The organism is Muricoccus radiodurans, from assembly GCF_050154705.1.
Classification (GTDB): Bacteria; Pseudomonadota; Alphaproteobacteria; order Acetobacterales; family Acetobacteraceae; genus Roseomonas; species Roseomonas radiodurans.
Genome location: NZ_CP189562.1, coordinates 13,213 through 29,730, shown reverse-complemented (window position 1 = coordinate 29,730; position 16,518 = coordinate 13,213). Strand labels below are relative to the sequence as shown.

Sequence of the window (16,518 nt, the reverse complement as noted above, 5' to 3'; positions counted from 1 at the left end):
AGTTCAGGCGTAATCCGGCCGTATCCATGGCGTGATTGCGTCTCGGAGCGGCAGATCGACTAATGCTTCCTGACCGAACATAGCAAAGCGTCAGCCCGTGGCCACGGGCGTCAGCCGCCTTCCTGAGGGCGGTTAACCTCCTGCTCGCTCCCGGAGGCGGCCGAATGAGCCTCAGCACGACCTACCATGCCCGCGCTCCGTGGATGATGCGCTCGCCCCCCTGACGGTGCGCGTCAGAGCGAGTGGCGCTGGGCCGGACAGTTTCGCTGCGGCAGGTAACGTCGACGGGCTGCCCGCATATTTTTACATCTGGACGGGGTGTCCCGTAGCAGTCCGTGGAGAGCAGGACCTACTTATCCAGGGCACGACAGATGGCGTGACCTTCACGGCAGACCGGGCAACACAGCCAAATGGCTCGACGCTGCCCGAGCCGTGTTCGTCCCGCGAATTCTGATCTGCTGGTCAGGCATGCACGGATACATTCCGATCCGGAAGTCCGACGCGCAATTTGCGAGTCTGGCCGCGACCTTGCGGCGTGGAGGAAGGTCAGATGGACGAGCGATCGCTAACTCAATGGGCGAACGGACGCTTCAGGACAGTCAAGCGGCCTGGCTGGTTCGATGAGGCCGTTGGGCGGCGGCTACGTGACCCGCAATACCAGGATCGGGCTGACCAGTATTTCGGCTTTAATGATGAGGTTGCAAAAACTCGTGTGTACGAATTGCGGGAGGGGCCAGGCGCTGGCACGGCGGGCATCGATCTTTATGCTAATCGGGTGGAACGGCAAGTTTGGGTCCCAGACGAAGCAGACCTGCTCGATGTTGTTACGACGCGTGGTGTCGCATGGCTTGAGGTTACGCGATGGGACATCCATGACACAAACAGGGATGTCCACGTTCTGCGCAATGCATTTGTTAGCTTTGCTCGCCACGGAAGCAGCCAAAAGATCGGATTGAATGATGGGAAGCACTACGACGATGATTTGGCATGATGCTGCATAGCGAGCTGGCGTGGCGTGAGCCTGCTGGCGGCCGGCCTTCGGCGTCTTTACTCAGACGTGCGACAGACGTGACGCCGACGCGACGACCTCGACACAGATTTCCCGTATTGATTGTCGGACTATCGCGACGGGATGCCTCCACGCCGCTCCGACGCACAGCCTTTGCTAGCCACAGTTACGATGTGTTCAAGCCTCGCCAGGATCCAAGTCAATGCATTCTTACGTACACCACTAGCTTGGTCCGATCTGGCTCGGTCGAGAGGCTAGGCAAGGGCCACAGCACGATCCGTTCTCGGATTGACGGGATGCAGAATGCGACCGGCAGTGCCGGGCCCACCGAGACGGAGTGACTCACGTGAAAGGCCTCTTATACCACCGAGTAGCCCTCGAGGAGGATGTCCTGGCTCTCCACCAGCTCATCGACATGGCCATCGCCGATCTGCAGAAGCCGTTCCTGGACGAGTCGCAGATTGCAGCCAGTCGGGCGTTCATGGGCCTCGATAGCCAGCTGATCATTGACCGCACGTACTTCGCCGTCGAGCAGGATGGCACTCTCGCCGGATGCGGAGGCTGGAGCCGTCGGGCTACCATGTATGGCGGCGACCGCTCGACTGGACGCAGCGCTGCACTCCTCGATCCATCCCGGGACCCGGCGCGGGTACGGGCCATGTATACACATCCGGCCTTTGCGCGGCGAGGTGTCGGGCGTTTGGTTCTCAGATTGTGTGAAGAAGCGGCGCGTGCGGAGGGCTTCCGTCGAGCTGAGCTGGTCGCATCGAGATCCGGCGAGCCATTATATCGTGCTTGCGGTTACCAGGCGATCGAGGCGATTCATGATGATCGCGGCGGAGCGTCTGTTCCCCTCCTCCGCATGACAAAGACACTCTGACGGGAAGTGAAAGCAGGCATCTCCCGGTGCACCAAGGACCGAGCAGGACGACAGTCCAGACCCAAGAGCATAGGAAGAACACCAGCTCACTCTGGGGGTGCTTGATCGTTGCCTCGCTCGCTCTCCTTATGCTGGCCGGGGGCGCATGGGCGCTTCTGCAACCCGGTCGGATGAGCCTCAGCCCACCCGAGTTGGCAGGAGGGCCTCTCCGGATCCGCGACGCGGAAACCGACAGGGTCTTCCTAATCACGACGCAGTGGACCTCGTGGTCGGAGCACCGCCAAGCCACCATTCGAGGCTCGCGCAGCCGGCATGTCACGGACCTCTGGATCTACGACACGGCGGGGAGAGTGGCACCCCGGCGACTGCGCCTCGCCACGGCAGATCGGGCTTTTCAGGGCTCGCCAAGCCTCTTGGGTGCCGAAGCGAGCACAATCTGGATCCTGCTCCCGTCTGGCTTGGTCGGAATCTCCGCTCGCGAGGGGCAAGTGACGGCCGATACGGCCCGTCTGGAGGCGCACAATCCTCAGTTACGAGGTATTCTCGGGGTGGGAGCGCAAAGCTACCGCTTCGACGATCACGGGCTCCGGCTCACCACCATGGATGGACGAGAGTGGCGGATTGATCCCGGATCCCTCGCAGCGCATCCTGTGAATGCTGACAACACTCGGTCTCCGCCGCATGTGACACGGCCAGCCTGGATGGCCCCGGGCCCCGGATGGCTTCAGGGCCGCGGTGTCTCGGTCGGGGACCGCTGGTTCGGCTTGCTGAATGAACAGGACGCTCACCAGTTTCGGACGAGAGGTCCTCTCGGGGATATGGACCACACAAGAGCCGGCCGGCATCGGCTTTGGGCGGCGCGTCGGGAGCACCTCGCTGCGAGCGAAAGGCGCCGGGACGAGGATCCAGTGTGGACTCTCCTGACCCGGGCTCGATATGTCGATTTCACGCCCCTGCCCGAGAGTCCAGAGTTCCAAGAGGCTGGCTTGCTCAGAACTGTTGGCGAGCCGAGCCAAATGCCGCTTCTCCTGCGCAATCCGGACAGCGTGCTCGTGCTCCATCGGGATGTACTGGGTCACCGACAACGCTTGAGACTGACCCGCTTGAGCGGTCCAACGGGTCGGGCGGAGTGGGAAACTGCGCTCCCAATCTCGATGGTCAACGCCGTCATGCCTGCACCGGAAGCATCACCTGTCACTCTCGATGCTTCGACCGAGATGGTTCTCTTCGGCACCGAAACCTTTGCTCAGACAACAGACAATGCGCGAAGCGGTCAGAGGTACTGGCTTGTGTCACTCCGCCCGAGCACAGGCCATTGGCGCGCACGCGACGTCACAGATGACGCAATGAGGATTCGCGCAGAGCAGATTTCCGGTCAGAGCAACTAGGTCAACGGCCAGATCTGGCCTCCCTAAAGGACGCCCTTTGATCCTCCTAGCCGGTGCCGCCATAGGCGGCTGGTGTGAGGAGCATTCTTGAAGCTCGGCAACAAGCACGGGGCACCCCCAGGTCAGCAATGGTCCGGTGCCTGACACACTGGCCCAGCGGAAGGCCAACGCAAGCACTGCGGCGATTTGACCTTCAAGCAAACTCAATGCGTCTCGCGCCCTCCCGAAACAGCTTCTCGCTGTCCAGGGCTGGCTTCGTCGCGGCAATGAGATTGCCCACGCGGTATCGCGGCTGCGCCGCACGGGCGCGAGTTACGTGGGCGCGCGCCTCGTCGAGCCGGCCGGCGAGAGCGAGGGAGACGGCGGCGATCGCCGGGATGTGGACATGGGCGTTGGGCCGGGCGGCGGCCTTCAGCCCGGCCTCCGCGGCCTCCTCGAACCGGCCGAGCCGCACCAGCGCCATGGCGCGCGCGCCGAGCATGCCGAAGAGCATCGGATCGAAGGGGCTGAGCCGGCGCGAGTGGTCGGAGGCGGCGACCGCGGTGCCCGGATCGCCGGTGAGCGAGTGGACGAAGGCGAGGGTGTAGTGGCCGAGCGCGAAGTTCGGGCTCAGCGCCACGGCCTGCTCCAGCTCCTCCACGGCGGGGTCGTGGCGGCCGCGCAGCCAGAGCGCCCGGCCCATGGCCCAGTGCGCGGCGGGGTCGCGGTCATCGGCCATCAGCCCCTGCCCGGCCGCGGCATAGGCCGCCTCCACCGCGGCAGGACGCTCCGCCCAGCCCTGGAAGGCGTTCTGCCAGTGCGTGAAGGACAGGCCGGCATAGGCGCGGGAGAAGGTGGGGTCGAGGCGGATCGCCGCCTCGAAGAAGTGCCGCGCGCGCTCGTTGTCCGGGCGGTTGAAACGGTACATGTGCCAGAGGCCGCGGTGGTGCGCCTCCCAGGCGTCGAGGGAGTCGGGCGGCTTGAGGATCGCGCGGTTGCGCTCGATCGCCTCGATCTCGCCGGCCACCGAGGCGACGGTGCGGTTGCCGATCGCGTCGAGCACGAGGAAGGCGTCCTCGGCCGCGTGGTCGAGCACGTCGGTCCAGACGATCCGGGCGCTGCGCGCCTCGGCAAGTTCCACCGCGACGGCGAGGCGGCCGCCGCGGCGCTGCACTGAGCCGCTGACGACGTAGTCCACGCCGAGCATCCGGCCCGCCTCGGCCGGCGCGACGCCGCGGTCGCGCAGCGCGAAGACGGTGCCGGGCGCGATGACGAAGAGGCTGCGCAGCTTCGCCAGCCGCGTGATCACGTCATAGACGAGCGCGTCGGCGGGGCCGCCGGGGAGGCCGGGACCGGCGGTCAGCTCCGTGAAGGGCATCACGGCGACGGAGGCGCGGCGGGCGCCGGCCGGTGAGACCTCCACCGCCGCCTCGGCCGGGGCAGGGGATATGGGGCAGGCTGCGACGCGGGGCCGCGGGGCTTCTTCCACCCCGGTGCGGGCCGCCCGCCAGAGGGCGCGGAGCGGGGCGGCGTCGAGGCCCTCGGCCTCGAACAGGCGGGCGGTCGCCGCGAGATGCTCCTCCGCTTCCCGGATGCGGCCGCGGCGGGCGAGGGCGGCCAGCACGGCCTCGTGCGGGCGGAGGTCGAAGGGGGCAAGCCGGAGCCAAGCGCCGAGCGGGGCGGCGGCCTCCTCGTCCGGCAGGCGGCCGACGAGCTCCTCCAGCAGGGTGGCGTGGAGGTCGCGGAAGCGGCGGCGCTCGGCGACGAGCCAGCCCTCGAAGGCCGGCAGGCGGTCAAGTTCCAGACCCTCCAGGAGGTCGCCGGCGAAAAGGGAGGCCAGTGCGCGCAGCCGCTCCGTGGCGAGCGTCCCGATGCCGTCGCGGGCGGCGTGCGCGACCTCGATCGCGTCCACGGAGGTGTCTGCGAGGTTGAGGGAGACGGCGTCCGAGGGAGTTTCGACCCGGCGTCGGCCGGGGGTGTCGAGGACGCGGCGGAGGCGGCTGAGGCACCAGCGGAGCTCGCCGCGGGGGTCATCGGGGATGTCCCAGAGGAGCTCGCAGAGCTGTCCGCGAGGAACAGGGTGCGGAGCGAGCGCGAGGTAGGCAAACAAAGCGCGCATCTTCCGTGACGCCGGTAGCGCAAGTGGCACGCTCGGGCGGCTGATCGTCAGGGGACCGAGTAGCCGGACCTCCAGTGATAGGCTCTCACCGTGCTGGCCCAACGATTCTGATTTCGAGGGAACTTGCGTAGGGTGGCCGGCCTTGGACGTCCACTTCGGGCAACTGCTGATCAGCATTGCAGCAAACCTATGGAGCGAGGGACAGCCTCGTCTACTCGGGAGGGGTTTGGATTGACCGTGAGGCGTGCGCTCTTCGTGACGAAGTTGCGGCGGAACGGCATGACCTGCACCGACGCGCTGCGGCGTGGCAAGCTGTGCGCTAGTACCTCCTTCCGGGCCGAGAGGCAGGGGCAGGAGGCACGCCGGGCGTCCGATGCCTGGCTGGAGCGACGCGACTGCGAACGAGTCATTTCAGCACGACAGGGGCGAGCGACCTGAATGCGCAGGTGGCCGTCAGAGCTTCCTCTCGGATGACCGGGATAGTGCCCTGCACGCGACACCCATGACCCAGGGGAGCGGGTAGCCTGGCTGGACCGGTTTCCGTCCAGGCTCCGCAAACTGTCGATAGTCCGGGCCATGACGCATCTCCAGAGCTGCGAAGCACCTGGTCCCGGAAGTTGACGTGCGGGGTGGCCAAAGGGAAATCTAGTCTTCAAATCCCTCTGATAAGGCGGGCTTTGGGATGCGGAGCCTAAACCTCGACCAGCTGCGTACCTTCACGGAGGTGGTCGCGCTCGGCAATTTCACCGCCGCCGGGCGGAGGCTCAACCTGACACAGCCGGCCGTAAGCCTGCACGTCCGCGAGCTCGAACAGCGTCTCGGCGTTCGGCTGATCGAACGCAGCGGGCGACAGGCACGCGCGACCGCGCCGGGGCGGGAGTTGGCGGAGCAGGCGCAGCACATTTTTGCGGCGTGCGACGCAGCGGAGGCTGCGATGCGTCGATACCGCGAGGGCTGGCTCGGCCGGGTTCGCCTGGGTACGACGCTGTCGGCGCTAATGTACGATCTGCCGCCCATCCTGCGCGCGCTGCGCAGAAACTACCCGGGCATAGAACTACTGGTCACGAACATGCCGACGCGGGACAGCGTGGATGCGGTGCTGCAGAATGCGCTCGATCTCGCACTGGTCACTCTTCCAGTGAAGGCTTCCCGCCTCCACATAACGCCGCTGCGCTCCGGAGTCTTGGTCGCCATTTTCCCTGCCTCCGCGCGGAACGTACCGAAGGCCGTCACGCCCGCATATTTCGCCGAGCAGACGGCCGTCTTGGAGCACGAGCGCGGCGCTGTGCACGCGCTCGTCATGCAGTGGCTGGACAACCGCAAGATGCAGACGGCACCGATGTCCATGGGTACTATAGAGGCGGTGAAGAAGGCGGTCGCGTCAGGTCTCGGAGTCTCCATCGTGTCTGACGTCGCAGCATCCGAACCCATCCCCGGGATTGTTGTGCGCCCCCTGGATCCCTCAATTCCTTGCACACTTGCCCTCGCCGAGCCGCAGCACCCGTCGGAAGATCCGGCGTTGGGCATCGTCCGGGACGCGCTGCTCGGGATCGGGGCGCCCGGCTAGCAAGGCCTCCGCTGACGACTTTCGCCGGCAATCATTCCTGTGTCGCTCCCACCTGATGAGGCGGGCTTGGGGCGCCGTGCCGCTCAGCTTCGAGCTGATCCGCGTCGATGAACCTGATAAGACGGCAAGGTCCCGGGGCTGTCCGAAGTTTGTGATGAGAGAATGTCATATGCGCTGATCAGCCGTTCGTGTCAGTCAAGTGCAGGAGCGTCGCCTGCCAGCATACTCTGCTTCGGCATTGAGCTCCGGCATAGATCATCGCCGCGGCAGGCGGAGCGAAGACGTGGCCGTGGCTCTCTCTGACTGTCCAAGCTCAGAGATAGGTTTCCGTCGCGCTCGCTTCGCACATCGTCGCATCGGTCGCATGAGCCTAGGAGAGGACTTACACCCCGTTGCACTCTCGTATAATCGCCCGCTACCCAAACGACCGGAATTGAACAATCCCATGGTTCACGTGCTTGCACCCCGGCCTGCCAACGGCAAGCTGCCGATGTTCTTCAATGTGGATTCATCGGTTGGGCAGAATGCCCAAAACTCGAATCCGGAAGACATCATGCTCGTACAGTATATTATGCGTCTCACTGCCGATATGGGCGTGGTGAATCCCGTCACTGCCGCGTTCAAGAAGGTGAGCCCGACTGGGCGAATGGACCAGGTGACGGTTGACGCTATCCGGGCTTGTCAGTCCGGCGCCAAGTCCGCGCCGGATGGACGCGTCAGCAAGGCCACGGGCTACCATTATGGTGCTGCCTTCTTCACCATCGTCGAGCTGAACTACAATCTCCGACGGCGAGCGCAGATCAGCGCCAAGTGGCCCTGTCTCGACCAGATGCCGAACTGCCCACCGATCCTCGCTGCTGCCGCTCGCCGCGCCTTGGCAGGCCAAGTCTGACCAGGGTGGTCTGATGCCAAAGCTGCGGGCTCCGCCCTGCGGTGAGCAGCTGTCATGCGTGCGCCGCATTGGCCGGATCAAGAGTCAGATTGACCTGGTGAGGATGCAGGTAGGGCGGTGTTGGCGCTGGCTATGGTGGAAGGGGAGTGCTGGCGTCCGCAGGGCGGGGATCCCGTATCGATCCAGCAGTCACGCGGGTCCGAGATCATGCGAACTGTAAGGCCGGCGTGACAGGCACGACGCATGCGTACCGGCGGCGGGACACTCGTGCGACGGGGTTGCAGGCATAAGCCCTTGCTGATGGCAGGGAACGGGGGCGGTTCGTGGTGGAAGGTGGACGCTGGCGCAAGTGGTGGTGGCCGGCTTTCCTCGCAACGGTCATCGTCGGACCGCTGATCTGGGACACGGTATCTCAGTCGGCCTACAGCATGCGGTCATCCTTGAACCGCCCGGCTCGCATGGATCAGTGCCAACTCGGTGCGACCGATGGCGCCGCCTTTCGGCAGATGATCTCTATGATGGAGATGGGTGGGCAGACCGGCGGTGGGAGCTGTGGACGGGCCAACAATCCTGGAGAGTGCCTGTCACGGCTTCTGCGGGGGCGCGTCGATGCTTGGGCCGCGCATACGGGCGCGGGCATGGAAGCGCGGATCATGGCCATGCATGCCGTGATGCGGGCGAACAAGGCGGTCCTGCTCCGGCAGAGCAGCGTGCCGCCGCGTCCCGGCGCTGCGTATCGCCCGATGCCGCCCAGTGATCCGGGTGGCCGCCCGGCGCCCGTACAGGGCACCTCGCGAGGCGAGGTCTTCGTCTACGCCCTGGATGCGCGGGAGGTCGGCCTACCGGGGCCTGCCCTCTTCCTGGGACACTCCAGCAACCGCGGCCTGAACTGGGACCGTGTCCGCACGAACTCGCCGACCGGCTCCTATGCTCTGGCTGAGGTGACCGTCGTGCTCGGCGATCCCGCGCTCCGCTACCCTCGTGACATCGAGACCGGGGCGGTCGAGGAGAGGATCGCTTACGTCGAGGCGGCTTGGACCCATCGGGCGTGGGACGGCGGCAGGGGCGCCGGTAGCCGCCCGATTCTCGCGAGCATGTCCGTCCATGAACTGCCTTCGCTCTGCCCGGTCCGGCCCACCTGGCTCGACCAGCCAGCCCAGCCTGTGGAGGAGCGCAGGTTCGATCCGCAGGCCATCATCGAGCACAGCCGACGGACGCTCGACACCCTCCAGGCACGCTGAGCCAATTATCAATCAGGCCGCCAGCAGGCCCGTCTGGCCAGGGAAACCTTCGCTGACTGGCCTGCTGCGGACGGACCGATTTCGGGAGGGCCAGCGCGATGAGCGGCCCTTCGGCTGCTGAGCTGGCAGCCGAGCGCCGGATCCCTACTTCGCGGCGCTGTCACATCAGCTTACCTATTGGCTTCGATGTGTGTTCAGCCAAGCAGCTCCAGACGTGGCCATGAATGCTCTCCCTGACATCCATTGCCTGAGTGCGTCAGGGTGCATCGGAGCAGCAAAGAGGAAGCCCTGCGCGGCATCACAACCCAAGGCACAGAGCATCGATGCTTGCAGATCAGTCTCGACCCCCTCCGCCACAAGCCGGAGCCCGAGACTGTGAGCGAGAGAAATCGTCGCCTTTACAATCTCCTCGGCCCGAGTGTCCTTACCGAGCCCCTGAACGAATCGCTTGTCGAGCTTTAGTCCATCCAATGGAAGGCGAAGAAGTTGGGAGAGTCCTGAATTACCGGTCCCGAAATCGTCCAGCACAAGACGCGCTCCGCGTCCACGAAGGGCAGCAAGTTGGTCGAGGACTCTATCGCTGACGCGATCCAACAAGACCTCTTCGGTGATCTCGATTTCCACGGCGTGGAGGGATAGCCCCGCTTGCTCCACTTGAGCTGCAACAGCTAGAGCCATATCCTCACGCGCCACCTCGCTTGCCGCAAGGTTGAGTGCAAGACGCGCGTCTGCGAAGCCGGACGGCATGAGCGAAGCGAAGGCTGCGAGTGCCTGACCCCGAACAGCACGACCAAATACGGCGGCCCGCTCCGGCCCGACTAGCGAAAGAAGTTCTGCGGGAGGGACATTGCCGATGTCCGGGTGAGCCCAACGTGCCAGCGCCTCGACCGCTAGAACCTTCGCGCTTGGTATCGCTGCGTTGTTGAGCGAAAGAATCGGCTGGAGCTGAACTGCAGCCCCTTCAACCGTTCCGTCCTCGTGCATCGCTCTATCGAATAATCGTATGATAGAGGCTGCCCGAAGGATTTGATCTGCGTCCTTCCGGCACGCCGAACCGATACATCCGCGTCTGTCCCGCTTGGCTCGAATCAAAGCCTCATCGGCCACCCGCAGCGCCATCTCAGGCTCGTCAGCGTCGGCAGGGGCAAGCGCGACGCCGAGTGTAGCACCAAGGCGGAGTAGTCGTGACCCAAAGGGCACCGGTCTGTGCAGGGCCTCGCGGATGCGCTCTGCAATTCCGGCCACGATGCGCCGATCTTCTACATCCATGAGAACAACGACGAACTCATCACCTCCAATGCGACCTACTGTGTCGCCGGACCGGACTGATTCACGTAGCCGAATAGCTGCGGCTTTGAGCAGTGCATCACCGGCTGCATGCCCCTCGCCATCATTCGTCTCCTTGAAGTGGTCCAGGTCCACCGCGATGATGGCAACAGGCCGCCGATCGGCGGTAGCCGCTGAGAGTGCTTTCACTGTCGCACGCCGGTTTGGTAGACCGGTCAACTGATCGGAGAGTGCGGTCTCTCGGGCTTGCACGAGTGCGCGCCGAAGTTCGAGGTTGGCGGTAACGGCCCGCGCCAGGGTCTTCATGGCGCGGATCGCCCCTTCATCGAACGATCGCGCTTTGCGGTCGATCACGCAGAGGCTGCCCAGAGCTTCGCCTTCTGGATTGACCAGCGGTACCCCAAGGTAGGCGCGGATGTAAGGATCGCCGGTGACAAGCGGGTTGTTTTTGAAGCGCGGGTCCTCCGTCGCATCCTCAATGGCCAGCGGGTGATTTGGCTGCAGGATCGTGTGGGCGCAGAAGGCCTGGTCGCGGGGCGTCTCCCTCACCCGGAGACCATAGCGAGCCTTAAACCACTGACGCTCTGCATCCACCAGAGAGATCAGGGCTATGGGGCTGTGTGTCAGGCGCGCAGCCAGCTGGACGATCTCGTCGAAATTCTCCTCATCGTTGGTATCCAGAATGCCATACGAGTTGAGTGCGGCAACTCGAGTGCCCTCGTTCTCTGGCACGACGAGATCCAAGGCGGGTTGCTCCGTGATCAAGCCCGTCTACCCGCAGCGGTCGGATCAGACGGTACAATGGCCCAAATTGAGCTTTGCCGCTCGCCCTGACTCTAACGTCGCCCCATTCAAACTACAACCTTAAGTTGCATCGAGGAGACATGGGACTCTAACGCGTGTGAATACGTGCCCAACCAGGACCCTGCAAAAGATCATCCTACATCGCTGATAATAGGGTGAAATCGGGACGAGAGTGGGGTCCCGATCGGCGCCGAGCGGGACCCCCACCGGTTCGCCAATGTTGGTAGTGAAATCTGTCGGTTGTGGGCGCTTTAGAGCGCGGTTCCGGTTCAGCCCTGATCCACGTCTCTGCAAACTGCCTGAACGGGAAGTCCTCTCCCCGGCGGGGCTGGGACGGGCGCTGCGTTGTGCAAGCTCCGTCTCGCGCCTCAGTCTTGGGGGTCGCTGGATTGCCGAAAGAAGAAGGCGACGATCAGGCCAACCACCAGCCCCCCTACAATGAGAAAGCCCAAGGGGTCGGTGAGGAGCAGAATGAGCCAACGAAGGAGATGGAACGGCAACACAAGTAGTTCGAAGATGCCTTCGAGGGACTTGGCCTCAAACGCAGCCAACCGCGTGAGATAGAGTTCGCGCATCGAAGGGCTCCAGGCCGCATCATAAGCTAAGGAATTCATCTCTCCTCCGGAATAGCAATCGTAGGTTCAGCCCCTTTGCTGTTCCGCATTTTGTCAGCGATGAAGCGGAAACAGGGCCGTTCTGACGGCGCGCGTCTAGTTCACGTCAATCAACCGGCGTCCCGTCCGCCCGCGTCACACGCTCCGCCGTGAACGTCACACCGTCAGTTGTGCCATGGATGACCAACGGCTCTTCATAGCGTAGCTGCATCGCCCGCCCGGTCGATACGACGAACAGCGAGGGCAGACCCTCCACCGAGCCAACGGCCGTGAAGCCGTCGCCCCAAGCGGAATTGTGCCTGACCCGAACGCTCATCTGGGCCGAACGGGCCTCCCAGGGCGATCTCGTGTGGTAATGCACGGTGCTTGCCGGCCGCCCTTCCACGAAGAACCAGAAGGAAGCCCCCGGGCGCAGTTCAGCGATGGGCGACCCCGCGAGGGAAGCACACACGGGCCGGTCCCTCCCTACATTGGTGCAGAGGCGGTGCCCTTCGATGCCCCACCGTCCCTCATAGGCCCGCCCCGCGTAGGTGCCGCGGAGCCGTCCGCCGGGCTCGTAGCGCTCGACATAGAGGCGGTCCTGATAATTCCCAACAAGGGTCGCGCCGTTCTCGAAACCGCGCCGCATACCCTCGGAGGACAGGTAATCGAGAGGTGGCGTTAGGCCCCACGCTGGGCCGGTCAAGGCGATGAAGCCGGCGAGGACGGCAAGCGACGTTAGGCGGCGTGCTGACAACCTAAAGGCCTCCCTGGTGCCGCGTTGGGCGGCCCTGGGGAGGAACCTAGCTCGGCACGCTGGTGGTGTGCTGCGGCGAAGAGTCGCGTTCGTCGCAGCCCCCTCACCGCGGCACGGCCCCGCTCATCCGTGCACGCCAGCGCCGCCCAGAGCCCGGACGCCACGACCCGGCGGCCATGGAGCGACACGACGCGATCGCCCCGAGGTGGGCAGCGAGGGGGTGGAACAGGTGCTCCTCTCGGCCTGCCAGTCCGTGCGTCCAGGGAATCATGTCAGGACCGGCTGACGCGAGGCGGAACAGCGCGAGGTCCTCTGCCGGCCGGTGACGTCGAGATGGTGCAGCAGCCAGTCCGCGTGTGCGAGCGCGAGGGTAGAGCCATCGGCCGAGCACGGTCGAGGGATTCGCCGCTCCGATCACGGCGGATGCGGGCAAGTGGCAGTCGCTGATCCGAGCGAGGGGATTAAGTCGAGCTAGCGACACTCGGAACGTTGTTGTGTTGCAATGGACATCGGGTCAGGAGGGTTCGCCCTGCTGTAATAGAAGATTGCGACATCCCCCCTCACCTACGAGGTTGGGAGGCTCTTTTCGAATCCGACGAAACATCCGGTGAAGACGCTAACTGTACAGAATGCCGTATTACGCGATTTCAATGCTTCCTCAGTCCGTTTTCGTGACGGGTTCGACTATTCGACTGCTAGGCAGGTTCGGGCTAAGCCCGGACCAAGCGCGCTCAATTCCATCAGCAGCCTGGCGAGCAGCTTCCAATAGTTTCGGCAAATCCTTTCGGTTGCGCCGTGGCAAGGGCGCCGCAAGCGATACTGCTGCCGCCAAGCGCCGCTTCGGATCCATGATCGGGGCTGCCGCGCTGATCACGCCGTCAATGTAGCCCTCAGCGGACCAGCCACCGCGCTGACGCCGGACCTCGTCCAGGATAGCTTCCAACTCATGTCTGTCCGTCACGGTATGTCGTGTGAATCGTCGAAATCCGGCCTTCAATACAGCCTCACGCTCTGCCGCGCCGATGTTAGCGAGCAGCACCTGACCGCCGGCTGAGGCGTGAAGCGCGATACGCTCTCCGATGTTGTATCCGACGCGGACGGCGTGGCGGCTTTCCAGCGTGGCAATGCAAACAGCGTCGCTACCGTCGGGCACAAGCAGCGCGACGGTCTCATCCGTTGCCTCCCGAAGATGCTCGAGGTGGGGCATGGCGACATGAAGTAACCCGTGCTGGCTGATGCGCACGGCCGCGATGTCGAGGACGCCCAGTCCAAGGCGATACCGGCGAGATGCCGCATCCTGTTCCACAAAGCGCTGTGCGAGGAGGGCCTGCAGCAGACGGTGGACCGTCGCTCGGTCCAGGTCCAAGCGCCGTGCCAGTTCGCTAACGCCCAGTTCCGGCTCTACCGACGAGAACATCCGCAACAGCCTGAGCGCCTTCTCAACGGTGCGCACATTCTCACTCCGACATCTTCCAGGGCTTCAGGGCATTCCACTATTATCAACAGGAGTCCATACGTTTCTTATTTGACATCACGCCACCATGCCGGTCATCGTTGACTGCATCAACGATCGAGGTGGCGGCCTTTCGCGGGCCACCGCAGGAAACTCCCATGCCCAGCCCGAACTCCCTGCACGCGCGCGACATCGCCTACCATCTGCACCCGCAGACAAACCTGACACGGCATGAGGCGATCGGCCCCGTGGTGATGGTCCGGGGCAACGGCGTGCACGTGTACGATGACGCTGGGCGCGAGTACCTGGACGCGATGTCGGGGATGTGGAGCGCTTCTCTCGGCTTCTCCGACCAGCGGCTGACGGCGGCGGCGGCGCGGCAGATGGAGAGACTGCCCTACTACCAGACCTTCGCCCACCGCTCGACCGAGCCGGCGACGGAACTGGCCGAAACACTGATCCGCCTCTCGCCGGTGCCGATGTCCAAGGTGCTGTTCCAGTCCTCGGGCTCAGAGGCGAACGATACATCAATCAAGCTCGCCTGGTACTGGGCGCACGCCACCGGCCGGCCGGGCAAGCGTAAGATCATCTCCCGCCGGCGCGCCTACCACGGGACGACCATCGCCTCGGCGAGCCTGACGGGGCTGCCGCACCTACACTCGCTGTTCAACCTACCGCTGGACGGGTTCCTGCACCTCACCACCCCGCACCACTACCGAGAGGGGCTGCCGGGCGAGAGCGAAGAGGCCTTCGCCACGCGGCTGGCCGAGGAGTTGGAAGCCCTGATTCTACGGGAGGGTGCCGACACGATCGCTGCCTTCTTCGCCGAGCCGGTGATGGGCACGGGTGGGGTCCTCACGCCGCCCGCCACCTACTTCCAGAAGGTGCAGGCCGTGCTGCGCCGACACGACATCCTGTTCGTGGCGGATGAGGTGATTTGCGGCTTCGGGCGGACCGGCAACTGGTGGGGATGCCAGACCTATGGGCTGGAGCCGGACATGATCACCTGTGCGAAGGCCCTCTCGGCTTCCTATGCGCCGATCTCGGCCATTCTGCTGAGTGAGTCGATCTACCAGGCGATGAAACGCAATGCGGATCAGGTCGGCGTCTTCGGACACGGATTCACCTATGGCGGGCATCCGGTGGCCGCCGCCGTCGCGCTCGAGACACTGCGCATCTATGAGGGTGATAACCTCATCGAGCACGCCGCCAATGTCGGGGGGCGGCTCCAGGAGGGCCTGCGGCGCCTGGCCGATCACCCGATGGTGGGGGAGGTCCGCGGCGTCGGGCTGATGGCCGCGGTGGAGGTAGTGCGAGATCGCGAGACTCGCGCCGCCTTCGATCCCGCTGCGAAGGTTGGCGCCGAGGTGCAGCGCCTCGCGCAGGAGGAGGGGCTGATCGCGCGCGCGCTTGGCGACAGCCTCTGTTTCGCGCCGCCCCTGATTACCACGGAGTCTGAGGTGGACGTCATCCTCGCCCGCTTCGGCAGAGCCCTGGACCGCACCCTGGAATGGGTGGACGCACAAGGTCTCCGCCCGGTCACGCCGAGCCCCGAAGAGGTTCAGACACTTTAGCGCCGGTCGGGGGAGGGTCTGCCTATGCTGCGACGCGGCTTACTGCTCGGTGCGGCGGCACTGGCCGTCCCGGCCCTGGCACAATCCTTCCCGTCGCGGCCCGTGACGCTCGTAGCGGGCTTCCCAGCCGGGACTTCGGTCGACCTCTTCGCGCGCTGGCTGGCCGAACGCCTCTCCCGCGCGCTGGGGCAGCCGGTGATCGTGGAAAATCGGCCCGGTGCGGATGGTGCCACGGCAGCAGCCTTCGTCGCCCGCGCGCGGCCGGACGGGCACACGATCCTCTACACCACCTCCTCCACTCATGGGGCGAGCCCGAGCCTCTACACGAGCCTGCCCTTCGATCCGGTGGCGGATTTCGCGCCGGTGGCGAAGCTGCTGGACCAGCCGCTCCTGCTGCTCGTCCGACCGGACGGGCCGGCCTCCGTGGGGGCGCTGGTCGCGGCCGCGCAGGTGGCGCCAAGGCTCCTTTTTTACGGCCACGGCAACACATCGACGCGCGTTGCCGCGGAGTTGCTGCGGTCCCGCGCGGGATTACGGCTAGAGCGCGTGCCCTATCGCGGCAACCCGCAATCCATTCAGGACCTCATTGCTGGGCGGCTGGACTTCGCCTTCACGGATTTCACCACGGGCATCGAGCAGGTCCGCGCCGGAGCTCTGCGCTCCCTGGCCGTGACGAGCGCCGCGAGAAACCCGCAGCTGTCCGAGACGCCGACGCTGGCGGAATCCGGCTTCCCGGGCTTCGAGCTGGTCGCCTGGGGCGGCGTTGTCGCGCCGGCCGCCACCCCCGAGCCGGTCGTGCAGCGCCTGTCTAACGAGATCATCGCCATTATGCGCGCGCCCGAGGCATCGGCCTTCGGCGAGCGGATCGGCATCTTCCCGGCGCCGCAAGGGCCCACGGAGTTCGGCCCCTATATCCGCGCGGAGATCGCGCGCTGGGCGGATTACGTGGCGGTGGCCGGAATCGAGAAGCAATAG

13 protein-coding genes are annotated in these 16,518 nt (G+C 64.9%); 8 read left to right on the top strand and 5 right to left on the bottom strand.

Going from position 1 to position 16,518, the window contains the following annotated elements; genetic code table 11:
- Positions 1-550: 550 nt before the first annotated feature.
- The 3 genes from ACP6CK_RS28670 to ACP6CK_RS28660 all read left to right on the top strand — a co-directional run bounded on the left by ACP6CK_RS28670 (position 551) and on the right by ACP6CK_RS28660 (position 3,277).
- Positions 551-991: a hypothetical protein gene (locus ACP6CK_RS28670; protein ID WP_426960119.1), complete on the top strand. Its 441-nt coding sequence runs from the start codon at positions 551-553 to the stop codon at positions 989-991.
- A gap of 433 nt (positions 992-1,424) precedes the next feature.
- A complete protein-coding gene (locus ACP6CK_RS28665; RefSeq protein WP_426960118.1) occupies positions 1,425-1,889 on the top strand; it encodes a GNAT family N-acetyltransferase in 465 nt (154 codons plus the stop codon).
- Between the two features lie 128 nt (positions 1,890-2,017).
- A complete protein-coding gene (locus ACP6CK_RS28660) occupies positions 2,018-3,277 on the top strand; it encodes a PA2928 family protein (protein WP_426960185.1) in 1,260 nt (419 codons plus the stop codon).
- A gap of 193 nt (positions 3,278-3,470) precedes the next feature.
- Here the strand turns inward: ACP6CK_RS28660 and ACP6CK_RS28655 are convergent, their stop codons facing one another.
- Positions 3,471-5,375 (bottom strand): hypothetical protein, encoded by a 1,905-nt coding sequence (locus ACP6CK_RS28655; protein ID WP_426960117.1) that lies wholly within the window; start codon positions 5,373-5,375, stop codon positions 3,471-3,473.
- 682 nt (positions 5,376-6,057) lie between these two features.
- On the opposite strand from ACP6CK_RS28655, the gene ACP6CK_RS28650 reads away from it, so the two are divergent.
- The 3 genes from ACP6CK_RS28650 to ACP6CK_RS28640 all read left to right on the top strand — a co-directional run bounded on the left by ACP6CK_RS28650 (position 6,058) and on the right by ACP6CK_RS28640 (position 9,075).
- A complete protein-coding gene (locus ACP6CK_RS28650) occupies positions 6,058-6,942 on the top strand; it encodes a LysR family transcriptional regulator (protein WP_426960116.1) in 885 nt (294 codons plus the stop codon).
- A gap of 445 nt (positions 6,943-7,387) precedes the next feature.
- A complete protein-coding gene (locus ACP6CK_RS28645; protein WP_426960114.1) occupies positions 7,388-7,834 on the top strand; it encodes a hypothetical protein in 447 nt (148 codons plus the stop codon).
- Positions 7,835-8,487: 653 nt separating this feature from the next.
- The gene (locus tag ACP6CK_RS28640) at positions 8,488-9,075 is read left to right on the top strand and encodes a hypothetical protein (protein ID WP_426960112.1); all 588 of its coding nucleotides are present in this window, start codon (positions 8,488-8,490) and stop codon (positions 9,073-9,075) included.
- Between the two features lie 174 nt (positions 9,076-9,249).
- Here ACP6CK_RS28640 and ACP6CK_RS28635 read toward each other — a convergent pair whose 3' ends face one another.
- From ACP6CK_RS28635 to ACP6CK_RS28620, 4 genes are all read right to left on the bottom strand, one after another.
- Positions 9,250-11,106 (bottom strand): putative bifunctional diguanylate cyclase/phosphodiesterase, encoded by a 1,857-nt coding sequence (locus ACP6CK_RS28635; RefSeq protein WP_426960111.1) that lies wholly within the window; start codon positions 11,104-11,106, stop codon positions 9,250-9,252.
- A 428-nt stretch (positions 11,107-11,534) separates the two neighbouring features.
- Positions 11,535-11,741 carry a hypothetical protein gene (locus ACP6CK_RS28630; protein WP_426960109.1) on the bottom strand — a complete coding sequence of 69 codons (207 nt, stop codon included), beginning with the start codon at positions 11,739-11,741 and terminating at the stop codon, positions 11,535-11,537.
- Positions 11,742-11,886: 145 nt separating this feature from the next.
- Complete coding sequence (locus ACP6CK_RS28625) at positions 11,887-12,516, bottom strand: hypothetical protein (protein ID WP_426960108.1); 630 nt, start codon at positions 12,514-12,516, stop codon at positions 11,887-11,889.
- Positions 12,517-13,174: 658 nt separating this feature from the next.
- Positions 13,175-13,969 (bottom strand): IclR family transcriptional regulator, encoded by a 795-nt coding sequence (locus ACP6CK_RS28620; protein WP_426960107.1) that lies wholly within the window; start codon positions 13,967-13,969, stop codon positions 13,175-13,177.
- Between the two features lie 158 nt (positions 13,970-14,127).
- Between ACP6CK_RS28620 and ACP6CK_RS28615 the strand changes: the two genes are divergently transcribed.
- Both ACP6CK_RS28615 and ACP6CK_RS28610 read left to right on the top strand, forming a co-directional pair.
- Positions 14,128-15,543: an aspartate aminotransferase family protein gene (locus tag ACP6CK_RS28615; RefSeq protein ID WP_426960106.1), complete on the top strand. Its 1,416-nt coding sequence runs from the start codon at positions 14,128-14,130 to the stop codon at positions 15,541-15,543.
- Positions 15,544-15,567: 24 nt separating this feature from the next.
- Positions 15,568-16,518 carry a Bug family tripartite tricarboxylate transporter substrate binding protein gene (locus tag ACP6CK_RS28610; protein WP_426960105.1) on the top strand — a complete coding sequence of 317 codons (951 nt, stop codon included), beginning with the start codon at positions 15,568-15,570 and terminating at the stop codon, positions 16,516-16,518.